Source organism: Methylobacterium sp. WL19 (genome assembly GCF_008040005.1).
Lineage (GTDB): Bacteria > Pseudomonadota > Alphaproteobacteria > Rhizobiales > Beijerinckiaceae > Methylobacterium > Methylobacterium bullatum.
On the sequence record NZ_VRVC01000003.1, the window covers coordinates 30,100 to 45,116 of the forward strand.

14 protein-coding genes are annotated in these 15,017 nt (G+C 66.0%); 5 read left to right on the forward strand and 9 right to left on the reverse strand.

The window, feature by feature from the left end:
- Positions 1-38 precede the first annotated feature (38 nt).
- The 3 genes from FV220_RS01515 to leuD all read right to left on the reverse strand — a co-directional run bounded on the left by FV220_RS01515 (position 39) and on the right by leuD (position 2,666).
- Entirely contained in the window at positions 39-293 is a 255-nt protein-coding gene (locus FV220_RS01515) for a hypothetical protein (RefSeq protein WP_147829204.1), read from the reverse strand.
- Positions 294-792: 499 nt separating this feature from the next.
- Entirely contained in the window at positions 793-1,983 is a 1,191-nt protein-coding gene (locus FV220_RS01520) for a lytic murein transglycosylase (RefSeq protein ID WP_147829206.1), read from the reverse strand.
- Between the two features lie 80 nt (positions 1,984-2,063).
- Positions 2,064-2,666 carry a 3-isopropylmalate dehydratase small subunit gene (leuD, locus tag FV220_RS01525; protein WP_056255605.1) on the reverse strand — a complete coding sequence of 201 codons (603 nt, stop codon included), beginning with the start codon at positions 2,664-2,666 and terminating at the stop codon, positions 2,064-2,066.
- Between the two features lie 212 nt (positions 2,667-2,878).
- Here leuD and FV220_RS25330 point away from each other — a divergent pair, with 212 nt between their 5' ends.
- A complete protein-coding gene (locus FV220_RS25330; protein ID WP_187273293.1) occupies positions 2,879-3,049 on the forward strand; it encodes a hypothetical protein in 171 nt (56 codons plus the stop codon).
- A gap of 15 nt (positions 3,050-3,064) precedes the next feature.
- On the opposite strand, the gene ccrA is transcribed toward FV220_RS25330, so the two are convergent.
- Complete coding sequence (gene ccrA, locus FV220_RS01530; protein ID WP_018042359.1) at positions 3,065-4,348, reverse strand: crotonyl-CoA carboxylase/reductase; 1,284 nt, start codon at positions 4,346-4,348, stop codon at positions 3,065-3,067.
- 394 nt (positions 4,349-4,742) lie between these two features.
- Between ccrA and FV220_RS01535 the strand changes: the two genes are divergently transcribed.
- The 3 genes from FV220_RS01535 (at position 4,743) to FV220_RS01545 (ending at position 8,891) form a co-directional block, all read left to right on the forward strand.
- Positions 4,743-6,803, forward strand: a complete 2,061-nt coding sequence (locus FV220_RS01535; RefSeq protein WP_147829208.1) for a protein meaA — start codon at positions 4,743-4,745, stop codon at positions 6,801-6,803.
- 151 nt (positions 6,804-6,954) lie between these two features.
- Positions 6,955-7,965: a glycosyltransferase family 4 protein gene (locus tag FV220_RS01540; RefSeq protein ID WP_147829210.1), complete on the forward strand. Its 1,011-nt coding sequence runs from the start codon at positions 6,955-6,957 to the stop codon at positions 7,963-7,965.
- Positions 7,962-8,891: an NAD-dependent epimerase/dehydratase family protein gene (locus tag FV220_RS01545; RefSeq protein ID WP_056145937.1), complete on the forward strand. Its 930-nt coding sequence runs from the start codon at positions 7,962-7,964 to the stop codon at positions 8,889-8,891. Before FV220_RS01540 ends, FV220_RS01545 begins: the two co-directional genes overlap by 4 nt.
- Here FV220_RS01545 and FV220_RS01550 read toward each other — a convergent pair.
- The 5 genes from FV220_RS01550 to FV220_RS01570 form a co-directional block, all read right to left on the reverse strand.
- On the reverse strand, positions 8,888-10,855 hold the full coding sequence (locus FV220_RS01550) for an SDR family NAD(P)-dependent oxidoreductase (RefSeq protein ID WP_056145940.1): 1,968 nt from the start codon (positions 10,853-10,855) through the stop codon (positions 8,888-8,890). The genes FV220_RS01545 and FV220_RS01550 overlap by 4 nt on opposite strands.
- A 75-nt stretch (positions 10,856-10,930) precedes the next feature.
- Positions 10,931-11,737: a DUF1206 domain-containing protein gene (locus FV220_RS01555; RefSeq protein WP_056255837.1), complete on the reverse strand. Its 807-nt coding sequence runs from the start codon at positions 11,735-11,737 to the stop codon at positions 10,931-10,933.
- A gap of 167 nt (positions 11,738-11,904) precedes the next feature.
- Complete coding sequence (locus FV220_RS01560) at positions 11,905-12,246, reverse strand: hypothetical protein (RefSeq protein ID WP_056158688.1); 342 nt, start codon at positions 12,244-12,246, stop codon at positions 11,905-11,907.
- Positions 12,247-12,281: 35 nt separating this feature from the next.
- Positions 12,282-12,848, reverse strand: coding sequence for a Uma2 family endonuclease (locus tag FV220_RS01565; protein ID WP_147829212.1), 567 nt, complete (start codon positions 12,846-12,848; stop codon positions 12,282-12,284).
- A gap of 226 nt (positions 12,849-13,074) precedes the next feature.
- Positions 13,075-14,520: a saccharopine dehydrogenase NADP-binding domain-containing protein gene (locus FV220_RS01570; RefSeq protein ID WP_147829214.1), complete on the reverse strand. Its 1,446-nt coding sequence runs from the start codon at positions 14,518-14,520 to the stop codon at positions 13,075-13,077.
- Positions 14,521-14,849: 329 nt separating this feature from the next.
- Between FV220_RS01570 and FV220_RS25335 the strand changes: the two genes are divergently transcribed.
- Positions 14,850-15,017, forward strand: a complete 168-nt coding sequence (locus tag FV220_RS25335) for a hypothetical protein (RefSeq protein ID WP_187273294.1) — start codon at positions 14,850-14,852, stop codon at positions 15,015-15,017.

Consider the following 15,017-nt stretch of genomic DNA (forward strand, 5'->3'; position numbering starts at 1 on the left):
GAGACATGCTCGACCCACCCCATCCTCGATTGCAACAGTTACGAAGACGGATTGGCCGGCACGAGGATCATTTCCATCCGCCCGCCACGGGGGAAGGGGATCATTTTCATGTCCTGCTTCGGCGCAGGGCTCAACATCCGCGACGGCTCATAGCGCTGGTCGATCGCATGAGTCGCGTCGATATCTTGGTGACGCTGTTGAACGCCGCGCTTTCCCGAGGTCTGAGCGATCGCAGCGGATGAGCCTGTCGCGAGCACGAGCACGGCGGCAATTGCTACATTTTTATACAACATGATTTTCCTTAGTGCATGTTTCAGCTACATAAGGATCAACGAGCGTCCAATAATGCCTAATCCTACGCCAAACAGCCCAGTCCGCGAACAGGGTGCGGCGTCACACGGGCCATGAGGAAATGCGAGACATTGCGTTCGGAGAGGCGGATTAACCTCATGACTCGATTCGAACGTGGTCCCGCCAAAGCACAATAAAAAAGATCATCGGTAAGATGACGGCACACAGCAAAGTAAATCGAGTTTTTACTTCCGGAAGCGATCTCGATAAATAACGATAGATATCGGCGTCATCTTACGAAAGCGATCACGCCGCTCGAGTTCAAGTGATGAGAAGATGTCGTCGGAAACATTACTTCCGGCCGAAGCCTTGGGCGTTACAGCCCGAGGCAGCGACCGACGCCGCCTCGGAGGAGGGGTCAGCTTCATCGGCGTCCCAGAAAGGGCGGATTGGAGGTCGGGTCGGCCGATCGAACGAGGACGTCCCGACCCCGTCACACCACTATCCCCGGCGCAGGGCCTCGAGCACCTTGCCGCCCGGTCGCCCGGTCTGCGGCATGCCGAGCTTGCGCTCGATGGCCTTGATCGCGTCGCGGGTCTTGGCGCCGACCTTGCCGTCCGGTTCGCCGACATCGTAGCCCTGGGCCGCTAATCTGGTCTGAAGGTCGCGGCGCTCGGCGCGCGACAGGGGCGGATCGTCGGTGGGCCATTCCGCCTGGACGCCCGAGCGGCCGCGCAGGCGGTCGGACAGCACCGCGATGGCGAGACCGTAGGATTCGGCGGCATTGTAGGAATAGAGCGCGTCGAAATTCCGGGTCACCAGGAAAGCCGGACCGTTGATGCCGGCCGGGAGCAGGATGCCGGCAGGGCCGTCCCCGGAAAGCGGGCGTCCGTCGATCCGGGTGACCCCCATGGAAGCCCAATGCGCCACGGCGTGCTTGTTCTTGCGCCCGGCGGCCCCGGCATTGAAGCCCTTCGGTACACGCACCTCGTAGCCCCAGGGCTGGCCGTTCGACCATTTAGCCACGCGCAGGAAGTTGGCGGTGGAGGCCACCGCGTCGGGCACAGAATCCACGAGGTCGCGGCGCCCGTCGCCGTCGCCGTCGACGGCGAGGCGCTGGTAGGTGGTGGGCATGAACTGGGTCTGGCCGAAGGCGCCGGCCCATGACCCCGTGAGGCGGGACGGGTCGATGTCGCCGCGCTCAATGATCTTCAGGGTCGCCATCAGCTCGCCCTTGAAAAAGCCCGCGCGGCGGTGATTCGAGCAGATCAGGGTGGCAAAGGATTGAACCAACGGCATCTTGCCGAGGTTCTTGCCGAAATTCGATTCGACGCCCCAGACGGCGGCAATGGTGTAGCGGTCGACGCCGTAGCGCGCCTCCGCATTGGCGAGGGCCTGACCGTGCTGCTTCATCGCCGCCTTGCCGTCGTCCACGCGCTCCTCGTCGACGAGGGCAGCCATGTAGTCCCAGATCGGCGTCTTGAATTCGGGCTGCGCCTGGGAGAGTTCGATAACCTTGTCGTCGAAGGCGATGCCGTCGGTCGCCGCGCGGAAGGTCTGGGCCGAGATCCCCTGCGAGGCCGCCTCCGCCTGAAGCGAGGCGAGGCAGGAGCGGAAATCGGCCTTGGCGGGTGCGGACGCTGCCGCACTCGCGAGGCAGAGGAGGGCGGTCAGCTTCGCGCGCGACGTCATGGGCGGTCTCCCGGCGGGTTTCGGCGTTTCCCGACCTTTAAGCCGCGCGCATGGTAAACGAACCGTGATGATGCTGGCGCTCAGGCAAATCCGCGCGCGGCGAGCTTCTCCTCGTAGGCGTCGATCTTGGGCGCGCGCTTGAGGGTCAGGCCGATCTCGTCGAGCCCGTTGAGCAGGCTCTCCTTGCGCCCGGAATCGATGTCGAAATGCAGGGTGCCGCCATCCGGCCCCTTGATGGTCTGGCTTTCCAGATCGATCGTCAGGGTGGCGTTGGCGCCGCGCTCGGCATCGTCGAACAGCTTCTCCAGATCCTCAGGCGAGACGATGATGGCGAGGATGCCGTTCTTGGCGCAGTTGTTGAAGAAGATGTCGGCAAAGCTCGTGGAGATGATGCAGCGGATGCCGAAATCGGCGAGCGCCCAGGGGGCGTGCTCCCGCGACGAGCCGCAGCCGAAATTGTCGCCGGCCACCAGCACCTTGGCGTTGCGATAGGCCGGCTGGTTGAGGACGAAATCCGGGTTCTCGGAGCCGTCGTCGTTGTAGCGCATCTCGGAGAACAGGCCCTTGCCCAGACCGGTGCGCTTGATCGTCTTGAGATACTGCTTCGGGATGATCCGGTCGGTATCGACGTTGGTGATGCGCATCGGCGCGGCAACGCCGGTCAGGGTCGTGAACTTTTCCATGATGCTCGAAGTCCGGGTGGTTGAGAGTTCCGCGCTCGTCTCCCCAGCTATGAACCTCGTCCTGAGGTGGAAGGGCAGGGCACACGGTGCTTTCGTCGGCCGAAAAGAATCCAAAGCGATGTTTAGCACCGCGTGCGGTTGGCGGTAAGCCTGTCTCGCCGCAGTCGTCGAAGCCGCTTATGGTAGCCGCGATCAATGACCGGGATGACGCGATGAACGAGACCGCCAATCAGTTCAAGAAGGCGCCCAAGCGCAAAAAGGAAAAGGCCCGGAGCGTTTCCGTGTCACCGGAAATGCGCCAGGCCTATGCCGATTTGATCAAGGAGCGCGAAGAGCGCGAGGCCTATGCCCAGCACCTGCCCGCCGAGGGCGGCAAGCGCTGAGCACGGTTCTCGACCTCAGCGCTTCAGGGGACCGGCCTCGATCACGTCTTCCAGCGTCCGTAGGCCGGCGCGGGGAGCGTTGACGAGGCAGGCCATGTTGCCGGGCGGGTGCTGGTTCTTCCACATCTTGGTGTGCGCCTGGGGGATCTTGTCCCAGGGGAACACCTCGCTCATGCACGGGTCGATGCGCTGGTCCAGAACGAACTGGTTGGCGGCCGAGGCCTGCTTCAGGTGGGCGAAGTGCGAACCCTGAATACGCTTCTGGCGCATCCAGACGTAGCGGGCATCGAAGGTGATGTTGAAGCCGGTGGTGCCGGCGCAGAACACCACCATGCCGCCGCGCTTCACAACGAGCGCCGAGACCGGGAAGGTCGCCTCGCCGGGATGCTCGAAGACGATGTCGACGTCGTTGCCCTTGCCGGTGATGTCCCAGATCGCCTTGCCGAACTTGCGGGCTTCCTTGGTCCAGGCGTGGAATTCCGGCGAGTTCACCTTCGGCAGCTGACCCCAGCAATCGAAGTCCTTGCGGTTGATGACGCCCTTGGCACCGAGGCTCATCACGTAGTCGCGCTTCGACTCGTCCGAGATCACCGCGATGGCGTTCGCACCGGAGGCGGCGCAGAGCTGGACGCCGAACACGCCGAGACCGCCCGAGGCACCCCAGATCAGCACGTTCTGGCCCGGCTTCACCGTGTGGGGAGCGTGACCGAACAGCATGCGGTAGGCGGTGGCGAGGGTCAGCGTGTAGCAGGCGCCTTCCTCCCAGGTGAGGTGCTGCGGCCGCTTCATCAGCTGGCGCGACTGCACCCGGCAGAACTGCGCGAACGAGCCGTCGGGCGTCTCGTAGCCCCAGATCCGCTGCGAGGGCGAGAACATCGGGTCGCCGCCGTTGCATTCCTCGTCGTCGCCGTCGTCGCGGTTACAATGGACGATGACCTCGTCGCCGACCTTCCAGCGCTTCACCTTGGCGCCCACCGCCCAGACGATGCCAGAGGCATCCGAACCGGCGATATGGTAATCGGCCTTGTGCACGTCGAAGGGGGAGATCGGCTCGCCGAGCCCGGCCCACACGCCGTTGTAGTTGATACCGGCGGCCATGACGTAGACCAGCACTTCGTCGTCGCCGATCTCCCAGGTCGGCACCACCTCGACCTGCATCGATTCCTCCGGCGGACCGTGACGCTCGCGCCGGATCGCCCAGGCATACATCTTCGCCGGAACGTGGCCGAGGGGCGGGATCTCGCCCAACTCGTAGAGGTCCTTGCCCTCGGTCGTATTCAAGGCCGCACTCGCCGACATCTTGGCTCTCCCGGTTATTCTTCTGAGCGACCCTATATCGACGAACCTGAACTGCTCCAAGGCCCCCTAAATGGCCATGACCCGTCACCACGCTTCCGCACCGGAGCCGTCGGCCGGGTCAATTTGTGTATTCAAAATATTGTTGCTTCGACAGACTGGCAAAGTCGGCGCATTCCGCATCGAAATCAATGCTTTAGAGCGACTTCGCATCTGCCTTGTCGTGCGGCGTCCTTTAATTCGCTTGATCCTGGCGTCTAGAATTTTTCGAAACATTCTGAGCCATGAGCCGAGAAGTCCGACCTTCGGCCAGATGACGGACGCCCGAGGCTTGGATAGGGTGCCGCACAATAAGCGCGAGATGGCGCGGCCGTTGGAATCGAGTGGAGTCAGTGGAATGAGCGCGAGTGCGACCGTCGCCGAGGTCAAGCGCGACAAGCCCTGGATCATCAGGACCTATGCCGGCCATTCCAACGCAAAGGAATCGAACGCCCTCTACCGGGGCAACCTCGCCAAGGGGCAGACCGGCTTGTCGGTGGCCTTCGATCTGCCGACCCAGACCGGCTACGATCCCGACCACGAACTGGCGCGCGGCGAGGTCGGCAAGGTCGGCGTGTCGATCGCGCATCTCGGCGACATGCGGGCGTTGTTCGACCAGATCCCGCTCTCGCAGATGAACACCTCGATGACGATCAACGCCACGGCGCCGTGGCTGCTGTCGCTCTATCTCGCGGTGGCCGAGGAGCAGGGCGTGCCTTTCGCCGGCCTCCAGGGCACCACGCAGAACGACATCATTAAGGAGTATCTCTCGCGCGGCACCTATGTATTCCCGCCCGCGCCCTCGCTTCGCCTGACCAAGGACGTGATCCTGTTCACGACCAAGGAAGTGCCGAAGTGGAACCCGATGAACGTGTGTTCCTACCACCTGCAGGAGGCCGGAGCGACGCCGGTGCAGGAGCTCTCCTACGCGCTGGCCATCGCCATCGCAGTGCTCGACACGGTGCGCGACGACCCCGATTTCGACGAGGCGAGCTTCGCCGACGTGTTCAGCCGCATCTCGTTCTTCGTGAATGCCGGCATGCGGTTCGTGACCGAGATCTGCAAGATGCGGGCGTTCTCGGAACTGTGGGACGAGATCGCCCAGGAGCGCTACGGCATCACCGACCCGAAGAAGCGCATTTTTCGCTATGGCGTTCAGGTCAACAGCCTCGGGCTCACCGAGCAGCAACCCGAGAACAACGTCCACCGCATCCTCATCGAGATGCTGGCCGTCACCCTGTCGAAACGCGCCCGCGCCCGTGCCGTGCAGTTGCCGGCCTGGAACGAGGCTCTCGGCCTGCCGCGCCCCTGGGACCAGCAATGGTCCATGCGCATGCAGCAGATCCTCGCCTTCGAGACCGACCTCCTCGAATACGACGACATCTTCGACGGGTCGAAGGTCATCGACGCCAAGGTCGAATCCCTCAAGGAAGAGACCCGCGCGGCGCTCAAGGAGATCGGCGGGATCGGCGGCGCGGTGGCGGCGGTCGAGACCGGGGCGCTGAAGCGCGCCCTCGTGGAATCCAACGCCAAGCGCATCTCGGCCATCGAGGCCGGCGATCAGGTCGTCGTCGGCGTCAACAAGTTCCAGGCCGGTGAGCCCTCACCCCTCACGGCCGGGGAGGGCGCCATCTTCACGGTCTCCGAGACGGTGGAGATGGAAGCCGAGCAGCGCATCCGCGACTGGCGGGCCAAGCGTGACGGCAAGGCCGTGGAGAAGGCCCTCGACGAGCTCGAAGCCGCCGCGCGCTCGGGCGCCAACATCATGCCGGTCTCGATCGCGGCGGCGAAGGCCGGCGTCACCACCGGCGAATGGGGCACGCGCCTGCGCCAGGTCTTCGGCGAATACCGTGCCCCCACCGGCGTCAGCCTCGAGACGATCTCCTCGGGTGCCGCCGAGGACGCCAAGCTCCTCATCGCCGATCTCGGCGAGCGCCTGGGCGAGACGCCCAAGCTCGTCGTCGGCAAGCCCGGCCTCGACGGCCATTCGAACGGCGCCGAGCAGATCGCGCTTCGTGCCCGCGACGTTGGGTTCGACGTGACCTATGACGGCATCCGCCAGACCCCGGCCGAGATCGTGGCGAAAGCCAAGGAGACCGGCGCCCACGTGGTCGGCCTGTCGATCCTGTCCGGCAGCCACGTTCCGCTGGTGCGCGACGTGAAGGCGAAGATGCAGGAAGCCGGCCTCGACCACGTCCCCCTCGTCGTCGGCGGCATCATCTCGCCGGAGGACGAACTCGTGCTCAAGAACATGGGCGTCACGGCGGTCTACACGCCGAAGGACTACATCCTCGACACGATCATGATCGGCATCGCCAAGGTGGTGGGCCGCGCCCTCGACAAGCGCGCCGCCGAGAAGGCGGATGCCGCCGCCGGAATCGGCGGCTCCTCCGTCAGGGGTGGTGAGACGGTATTCTAGCGCCGCATATTCCTCTCCGATTCGGGGGAGGGCGTCTGCGAAACGGGCGGGGGAGAGGTGCCGGTCCCGAGCACGGGGCACTTCTCTCCCGAGGTGAGGCGAAGTACGGCGTGCGCACGACCCGTCGACACCAGCGGAACCTCACACGACAATGCCCTTCGCGCCGCTCGTCGCCGTACCGCTGGCTGCCGGCCTAAGCGCGGTCCTGATCGTCCTTCTGAAACCACTCCTGCAGCGATACGCCCTTGCGCGTCCCATCGCTCGGTCGAGCCATAGCGTCCCGACGCCCCAGGGCGCGGGCATCGCCATCGTCCTCGCGATCCTTGCCGCCTGCGGGCTCCTTGCGTCGCTGACACCGCCGATGCCGGACGCGATGGAAGCCCTGGTCCTGGCTCACGCGACCCTGATCCTCGCGGTGGTCGGCGCCGTGGACGACATCCGGCCGCTGCCGGCCTCCCTCCGACTCGGTCTCCAGACGCTCGTCGTCGCGGCTCTCGTCCTGTCCGTGGATGGCCGGCTGCTTCCGGACGTGCCGCTCGCCGCCGAACGGGCTTTCGCGGTCCTGGCCGGCGTGTGGTTCGTGAATCTGACGAACTTCATGGACGGGCTCGACTGGATGACGGTATCGGCCATGGTGCCGGTCACCGGCGCGCTCATGCTCCTCGGGCTCGTCGGCGGTCTGCCGCCGCTGCCGACCCTCGTCGCCGCATCCCTCCTCGGTGCGTTGATCGGATTCGCGCCCTTCAATCGCCCGGTGGCCCGCCTATTCCTGGGCGATGTCGGCTCCCTTCCCATCGGCTTTCTCGTGGCGTGGCTTCTGTATCGGTTGAGCCTGCAGGGCGGGCTGGCGGCCGCCATCCTGCTTCCGCTTTACTACCTCGCCGATGCCACGCTGACGCTGCTGCGCCGTGCCACCAAGGGCGAGCCAGTCTGGCAGGCGCATCGCAGCCATTTCTACCAGCGCGCCACCACGAACGGCTTCTCGGTGATGGAGGTCGTCACCCGGGTCTTCCTGCTCGACGTCGCCCTGGCGATCCTTGCGGGGGCGACCTTGCTTTGGCCGTCCCCGCTCGTCACGCTCATTGCAATGAGCGCGGGCACGGCCCTCGTCGCCCTGGTGCTGCGGCAGTTCTCGACGATGCAAAGAGGAAAAGCCCCTTGAGCGGAAACGTCATCGCGCTCACCGGTGCCACCGGCTTCATCGGCCGCCACCTGCTGCGCTCCCTATCCGATCAGGGCTACCGGGTCCGGGTGCTTCTGCGCCGCCCGGTCGAGCTGCCCCCCGGCGCAAGCGGGGCCGTGGTGGGCGATTTGAGCCGTCCCATGAACATGGCGGCGGCGTTGTCCGGCGTCGATGCCATCGTTCATTCCGCTGGCCTCGCCCATGCCATGTCCGGCACGCCGGAGGACGATTACCGCTCTTCGAACATCGAGGCGACGCGACGTCTCGCCGAAGCCGCAGCCAAGGCGCGGGTCGGGCGCTTCGTGTTTCTCTCCTCGATCAGGGCACAGACGGGAATCAGCGCGGCGGGAGCCATCACTGAAAACGATCGGCCAAATCCCACGGATGCCTATGGCCGCTCGAAACTCGCCGCCGAGGCAGCCCTGGCCGAGATCGGGATCGACTGGGTCGCCCTGCGTCCGGTCCTCGTCTACGGCGCGGGCGTGAAGGGCAACATGGCAGCACTCCTGCGGCTCGCACGCACGCCCTATCCCCTGCCGTTCGCGAGTCTGACGGGGCGCCGGTCGCTGATCTCGGTGGAAAACCTGTCGGCCGCCATCGTCACGGTCTTGCGTCACCGAGGGCCGCTCGGCCGTTCCCTGGTGGCGGCCGAACCCGACGCGCTCAGATTGCCCGAGATGATCGCTGCGTTGAGGGCGGGCCTGGGCCGGCGCGCCGGTCTCGTTCCCTGTCCGCCGAGCCTGCTCGGCCTGGCCTGCCGGGTGACGGGTCGGGGAGAGGTCTTCGAGCGCCTGTCGGGGGATCTCGTAGCATGTTCCGACGGGCTGTCGGCGCTGGGGTGGACGCCCGCTCAGACCTCCTCCGAAGGGCTCGCCGCCCTGTCCCGCGGCGATACGGCAGCTTAAGCCGGCACGGTCACCGGGGCCGGCTTCGGCTCGGGGACGCATTTCGGCCGGTTGCGATAATCCGGAATGGCGGTCTCGAACACCAGGTCGGCGGCGGCCCTGTCATGGGTCTCCACCGCCCGCTTCAACGCCGCGATCCAGCTTTCCAACACGGACCTGTCGGCGAAGACGGGCTTGGCTGCCATGACGCCGTCGATCCCGTCGAGGGCGACACGCGGCTCCTCGCGGGCGAACAGGATCTCGTTCAGGCGCTCTCCCGGCCGCGATCCGGTGAAGACCACCTCGATATCCTCGCCGGGCTCGAATCCGGCGAGCCGGATCATGCGCTCGGCGAGATCGAGAATGCGCACGGGCTGGCCCATCTTCAGCACGTAGACCGCCGCACGCTGGTCGGATTCGGGGGTGGTCAGGGAGAGGCAGCGTCCCTCGCGGTCGCCGTGGGAGGCGGCGGTGAGAACGAGGTCGGCGGCCTCGCGCACGGTCATGAAATAGCGCACCATCTCCGCATCGGTGACGGTGACCGGGCCGCCCCGCGCGATCTGCGCCTTGAACACCGGGACCACCGACCCAACGGAGCCCAGCACGTTGCCGAACCGCACCGCGATCAGCCGGGTCGGCTTTTCCTGCGGCGCGACGGCCTGCTCGGCATCGAGAGCCTGAGCCACCATCTCCGCCAGACGCTTGGTGACGCCGAGTTGGGAGACCGGCTCGATGGCCTTGTCGGTGGAGATCATCACCATGGCGCGGGCGCGGGCGGCGACCGTCGCATCCGCCACGTTGATGGAACCGAGGACGTTGGTCTTGATGCCCTCGGGCCAGTCCCGCTCCAGATACGGCACCTGCTTCAGGGCAGCGGCGTGGAACACGTAATCCGGCCGGAAGTCGGCGAAGACGCCGTGCAGACGCTCCCGGTCGCGGATGTCGCACAGAGCGCCGGTCACATCTGCCGCCGCGATGGCTGGCTGGCTCAGGATGCCGTGGAGGGCTGGCTCGGAATTTTCCACGACCAGGACCGAAGCCGCGCCGAAGGCGACGGCCCGGGCGACGATCTCCGAACCGATCGAGCCGCCACCGCCGGTGACGATGACGCGCGTTCCCTTGAGGAATCGCTCCAGGCGCGGCCGGTCGATGGACACGGTGGGCCGAAGGAGCAGGTCCTCGATCTCCAGGGGCGCCAGTTCGGCATCGCGCATCCCCTCGCCGAGACTCGTGACCCGAGAGAGCGGGACGCCCAGCCGCCGGGCGCGGGCGATCAGGTCGTCGGGGCCGGCCTCGGGCGTCAGGGCGTTGGGCACGGCGACGAGGCGGCGCACGGGAGATCCCTCGGCGGCGAGGTTCGCGACGACGCGTTCGAGGTCCGAAAATCCACCCAGCACGGGGATGCCGCGCATGATCTGTCCGGTCTCGTTGCTGCGCGGCGACAGGATGCCCTTGGGGGACAGGTGTCGCACCGAGCCCGCTTCGATGGCCCGAAGGAGAAGCTCGATATCCCTGCCGCGTCCCAGCAGCAGCGTCGGGGTCGTGGCGCCGCGAGCCTGGCTCTGCCGCGAGCGAGAATATTTCAGGTAGCGGAAGGCGAGCCGGGTGCCGCCCAACAGGAAGATCTGCAGCACCCAATACAGGGCGATGGCGATCTTTCCGAAGAAGTAGAAACCGTACATGCTCGCGGAAACGAGCACGTAATCGACCACGAGAAGAGTCAGGGCAAGCACGCTCGCCGCACGTACGATCCCGGCAAGATCGGGGAGCGAGGCGAAGCGCCACTTGGTTCGGTAGAGCTTGAACCAGCTGTAGACCAGCGCGGCGAAGCCGACGAAAGGCGGCAGAAGAATCGGGAGCGCGTGCAAGCGTTCGGAGAGCAACTCACCGTTGAACCGAAAGACGAAGGTGAGGGTCACGGCCAGGACGGTCGCCACGCAATCGTGGACCACCATCACCGCCGACTTGTAGATGCGCTGCTTCATGGGCTCCGGGCCGGGCGCGGTATCGGCGACGGGATGCCTCTCTGTCAACGCATCCGCGAACCGAGAAGCCGCCCATCACGTTAAGGACTGCACCGCACGCCTGACCGCATCGTCGGTTTCGTCCAGGTCCGGCGCGTCGATGTGCCGATACCGTGCCTGGATGAGACCGAACACGCCGAAAGCGAGATGCCCCGCCGCAACGACGCCGAGGAGAGCCGTACCATAGGGTTGAGACCGGAGGGCCGAGAAGGCGCCGGCCAGACCCTTTACCTCCGAGGAGGCCTGGTACCAGGCAGCGACGATGACGAAGCCGCCGATGATGAGGAACGCGATCCCGCGAGCGCCATAACCGAACTGGCCGAGCGGCTTGACCCATCGGCAATGGGCTTCGTCAAGGGCGAGTCGATCCGTGACATCGCCCTTCCAGGCCTTCACCAGAAAGGCGATCCCGCCGCCGATGATTCCGAGGCCGATCAGGCCGACGAGCCAGGGACCGAACGGCTTCGCCAAGAGCCAGGCGGTCCAGTCCTGCAAGCCGTCGCCGCCACCCGCGCTTCGGCCCAGGCCGAGGGCAAGGCTCGCCGCCGTGATGCCGAGGCCGGCCGCGACGATGCCACTGCCAAAATGGGCCAGACGAACCACGATCCCCTTCGCAGAAGTCCCATGGCGGTCGGCGTCGGTAACGGATTCGACGAGGCGCCAGGTCGCGAAGCCGAACAGACCCAAAGCGATAAGGCCGACGAGGATGACCCCGAACGGGCCGAGGAAGACCCAGCGGATCGCACTCTCGCTGTCGCCCGCTCGACCGCCTTGGCCTAGTGCCGCGAGAAGCGCCAGCCCGCCGACGATGCAGTAGACGATGCCTCGCGCACCGAACCCCATGCGCGCCAGACGCTCGATGGTATTGCGGCCCAGTCGATTCACGAGGTGACCTTCACGATGGCGTGCTTCGGAGACGGCTGGATGTGCCGTACCATCCCCAACGCCGATCGGGCTCGGACCGCTCCGGCATGGCCCTCACTTCATTGCCGACGCGAGACCCGCTCCTCCTACTCGTTCGAACGCGTCGTCTTCCCGGCGAGGGCCACATAGAATCCGAGGCCGTCTCCGGCCGGAAGGGTCTGGAGCCTGTCGACGATCCCCTTGCGCTTCGCATCGAGCAACAGCCGCCCAACGGGCTGGAACAGGGTCTCTCCGCCTCCTTCCGGCGGGGGATCGAAGCGGATCGCCACGGTCTTGCCTTTGCCGAAGCGACTGCGCTCCAGCATGTCGTTCAAGGATGCTTCGGCCGTCGGACGATTCGTCCCGCGCAGGTCGAGAACGGATTCCGCATCGGTGACTCCCAGAGAGCCGCGCAGCTTGTCGGCGTAGAAATCTTCAAAATGGGGCAAGGGCAGGACCTGACGCGGCGAGGGCGAGGAGAGGCTCAGAGGGAAAGTCCGGTGTAGAGAGCGCCGACCGGCACGGCGCCACCGAGTTCGGGAAGGACGAGACTGTCGTCGCGATACAGGGCCTCCACCGTCCAGCTCCCCGCCTCGGTCCGACGCCAGGCCTCGACCCTGACCTCGTCCTGCGAAACGATGAGGAAGGTCCGCAGGCTCGGCACCGAGCGGTAGAAATCGGTCTTGCGGCCGCGATCGAGACTCGTCGTGCTGGGGGACAGGACCTCGGCCACGAGCAGGGGGTCGCTGGTATAGCCGTCCGGACCCAGCGGGCCGCAGGTCACCACGATGTCGGGAATCGGCGCGAAATCGTCCACCGCCGCGCTGAGGACGCCGAGGCCCGGAAGCGCGTTGCAGCCCCGCCGTTCGGCGAGTTCGTCCAGGCGCCTGATCAGGTTGGAAACGATGCGCTGGTGGCGTGCCGAGGGCGGCGACATCGGCAGGGCTATGCCGTCGATCAGTTCCCAGCGTTCCTCGTCGGGCCGGGGCTCGGCCCAGGGGCGGAACTCGGCGACGGTCATGCGGGTATCGCGGCGCGCGGCGTCGGCCATGGCGGGGGCTCCCGATCGGATACGGGATGGTAGCATCCCGCCGGAACCCTGCAACATCCGTGCAGAGCAAGCCGCTATGCAGTCGTGCTCGGACGGTATCCCGAGGCTCCACAGCGCGGCCTGGGGAAAGACGTGGCGTTGGTCCTCGCCGACCATGGCCTGACCCTCGGCGCCAAGCAGAGGGCACGGAGCGCGGGGAGTACGATCCCGCGCCCCGTTCGTCCGTTCAGCTTTGAACGAGGACGTTCCGGAACTGCCAGGGGTCGGTCTCGTCGATGTTTTCGGGGAACAGGCCCGGACGGCCGGTGAGCGGCGTCCAGTCGGTGTACACGCCGACGACAGGGCCGAGATACGGCATCTGGACTTCGAGGCAGCGGCGGAAATCCATCTCGTCGGCCTCGACGATGCCGGCTTCCGGGTTCTCCAGAGCCCAGACCATGCCCGCGAGCACGGCCGAGGTCACCTGAAGGCCGGTGGCATTCTGGTAGGGCGCGATGCGGCGGGTCTCCTCGATGGAGAGCTGCGAGCCGAACCAATAGGCGTTCTTCTCGTGGCCGTAGAGGAGCACGCCGAGTTCGTCGATCCCATCGACGATCTCGTTCTCGTCGAGAATGTGGTGCTGCTCCTGCACCGCAGCCGCCTTGCCGAACATCTCGTGGAGCGAGAGCACGGCGTCGTTGCAGGGGTGGTAGGCGTAGTGACAGGTCGGGCGGTAGGCGGCGCGCTCGCCCTCCAGAACCGTGTAGTAATCGGAGATCGACACGGCCTCGTTATGCGTCACGAGGAAGCCGAACTGGCTCTGGGCGGTCGGCGTCCACGAGCGAACGCGGGTGTCGGCGCCGGGCTGGAGTAGGTAGATCGCGCAGCGCGAGCCCTTCTCCTGGTCGCGGGCATTGTCCGGGCGCCAGGTCTCGTGGGTGCCCCAGCCGAGCTCGGCCGGCTGGTTGCCCTCAGAGACGAAGCCTTCCACCGACCAGGTGTTGACGAAGACTCCCATGGGCTTCGGGCCCTTGGCGCGCTGGGTGTCGCGCTCGGCGATATGGATGCCCTTGACGCCGACCTCGCGCATGAGCGCCGCCCACTCGTCCCGGGTCTTCGGCTCGGGCGTGGTCAGGCCGAGATCGGAGGCGACGTTGAGAAGCCCCTGCTTGACGAACCAGGAGACCATGCCGGGATTGGCGCCGCAGCACGAGACGGCGGTGGTGCCGCCGGGATTGGCGGCGCGCGCATCGAGGATATCCTGACGCAGGGCGTAGTTGGTGCGGTCGCCCTGGCTCTTGGACTTGTCGAAGTAGAAACCGGGCCAGGGCTCGGCGACGGTGTCGATGTAGAAGGCGCCGAGCTCGCGGCATAATTCCATGATGGCGCGGGAATAGGTGTCCACGGACACGTTCACGCAGAAGCCCTGCCCGCCGCCCTCGGTGAGGAGGGGCGTGAGAACCTCGCGGTAATTGTCCTTGGTCAGCGCCACCTGCTCGAAGCGCAGGCCATGCTGATCGGCCAGGGACTTGTGCGCATCCGAGGGCTCGACGACGGTGAAGCGCGCCTTGTCGTATTCGAAATGACGCTCGATGAGCGGAAGGGTCCCGCGACCGATCGAGCCGAAGCCGATCATCACGATGGGACCGCTGATGCGGCCGTGGACGGGCCAGGAGGTGGCGGCTTCGGTCATGCGGGCAATCCTTCTTCTCGGCCCCGCTCGAACTCACGAGCGAGGCACGTCCTTAGTCGGCGGAAATGACGGTCAGGCGACGGGCTAGTGGCCGGTCGAGGGCGTGCGGTCAACCACGTCGTCGCCTACCGCCTCGTGGACCACGAGAGGCCCAAGCGGGAAGATCATTAACATGACGTTACGTCGACACATGATTCAGACGCGGGTCGCCGTCCCGTTGGATGCCGTTGCGAACGGTCGGCGCCGCACCGATATTGCGATGCAACAAACACGGCATAGACACACCTGAAGGGACGGAAAACGCCAGAACGCCAAATGACGGAGTTCCGATGTTATCCTTGTTTATCGCTAACACCCCCGCGCCGGCCGAAGAGCCGATCGATCGCGATCCCGGCGTCATCACCCTCGCTGCGGCCCTGATCCGCGCCGTGCGCCGCCAGCACGATGCAGCGTTCCGCCGCCGTTGCGACCAGGCGACGACCACCACCGCCATCTAG

Bases quoted from the DNA above. Each gene is read 5' to 3' on its own strand.
- FV220_RS01515 (WP_147829204.1), bottom strand. From the start codon at position 293: ATGTTGTATAAAAATGTAGCAATTGCCGCCGTGCTCGTGCTCGCGACA.
- FV220_RS01520 (WP_147829206.1), bottom strand. From the start codon at position 1,983: ATGACGTCGCGCGCGAAGCTGACCGCCCTCCTCTGCCTCGCGAGTGCG.
- leuD (WP_056255605.1), bottom strand. From the start codon at position 2,666: ATGGAAAAGTTCACGACCCTGACCGGCGTTGCCGCGCCGATGCGCATC.
- FV220_RS25330 (WP_187273293.1), top strand. From the start codon at position 2,879: ATGAACGAGACCGCCAATCAGTTCAAGAAGGCGCCCAAGCGCAAAAAG.
- ccrA (WP_018042359.1), bottom strand. From the start codon at position 4,348: ATGTCGGCGAGTGCGGCCTTGAATACGACCGAGGGCAAGGACCTCTAC.
- FV220_RS01535 (WP_147829208.1), top strand. From the start codon at position 4,743: ATGAGCGCGAGTGCGACCGTCGCCGAGGTCAAGCGCGACAAGCCCTGG.
- FV220_RS01540 (WP_147829210.1), top strand. From the start codon at position 6,955: ATGCCCTTCGCGCCGCTCGTCGCCGTACCGCTGGCTGCCGGCCTAAGC.
- FV220_RS01550 (WP_056145940.1), bottom strand. From the start codon at position 10,855: ATGAAGCAGCGCATCTACAAGTCGGCGGTGATGGTGGTCCACGATTGC.
- FV220_RS01555 (WP_056255837.1), bottom strand. From the start codon at position 11,737: ATGGGGTTCGGTGCGCGAGGCATCGTCTACTGCATCGTCGGCGGGCTG.
- FV220_RS01565 (WP_147829212.1), bottom strand. From the start codon at position 12,848: ATGGCCGACGCCGCGCGCCGCGATACCCGCATGACCGTCGCCGAGTTC.
- FV220_RS01570 (WP_147829214.1), bottom strand. From the start codon at position 14,520: ATGACCGAAGCCGCCACCTCCTGGCCCGTCCACGGCCGCATCAGCGGT.
- FV220_RS25335 (WP_187273294.1), top strand. From the start codon at position 14,850: ATGTTATCCTTGTTTATCGCTAACACCCCCGCGCCGGCCGAAGAGCCG.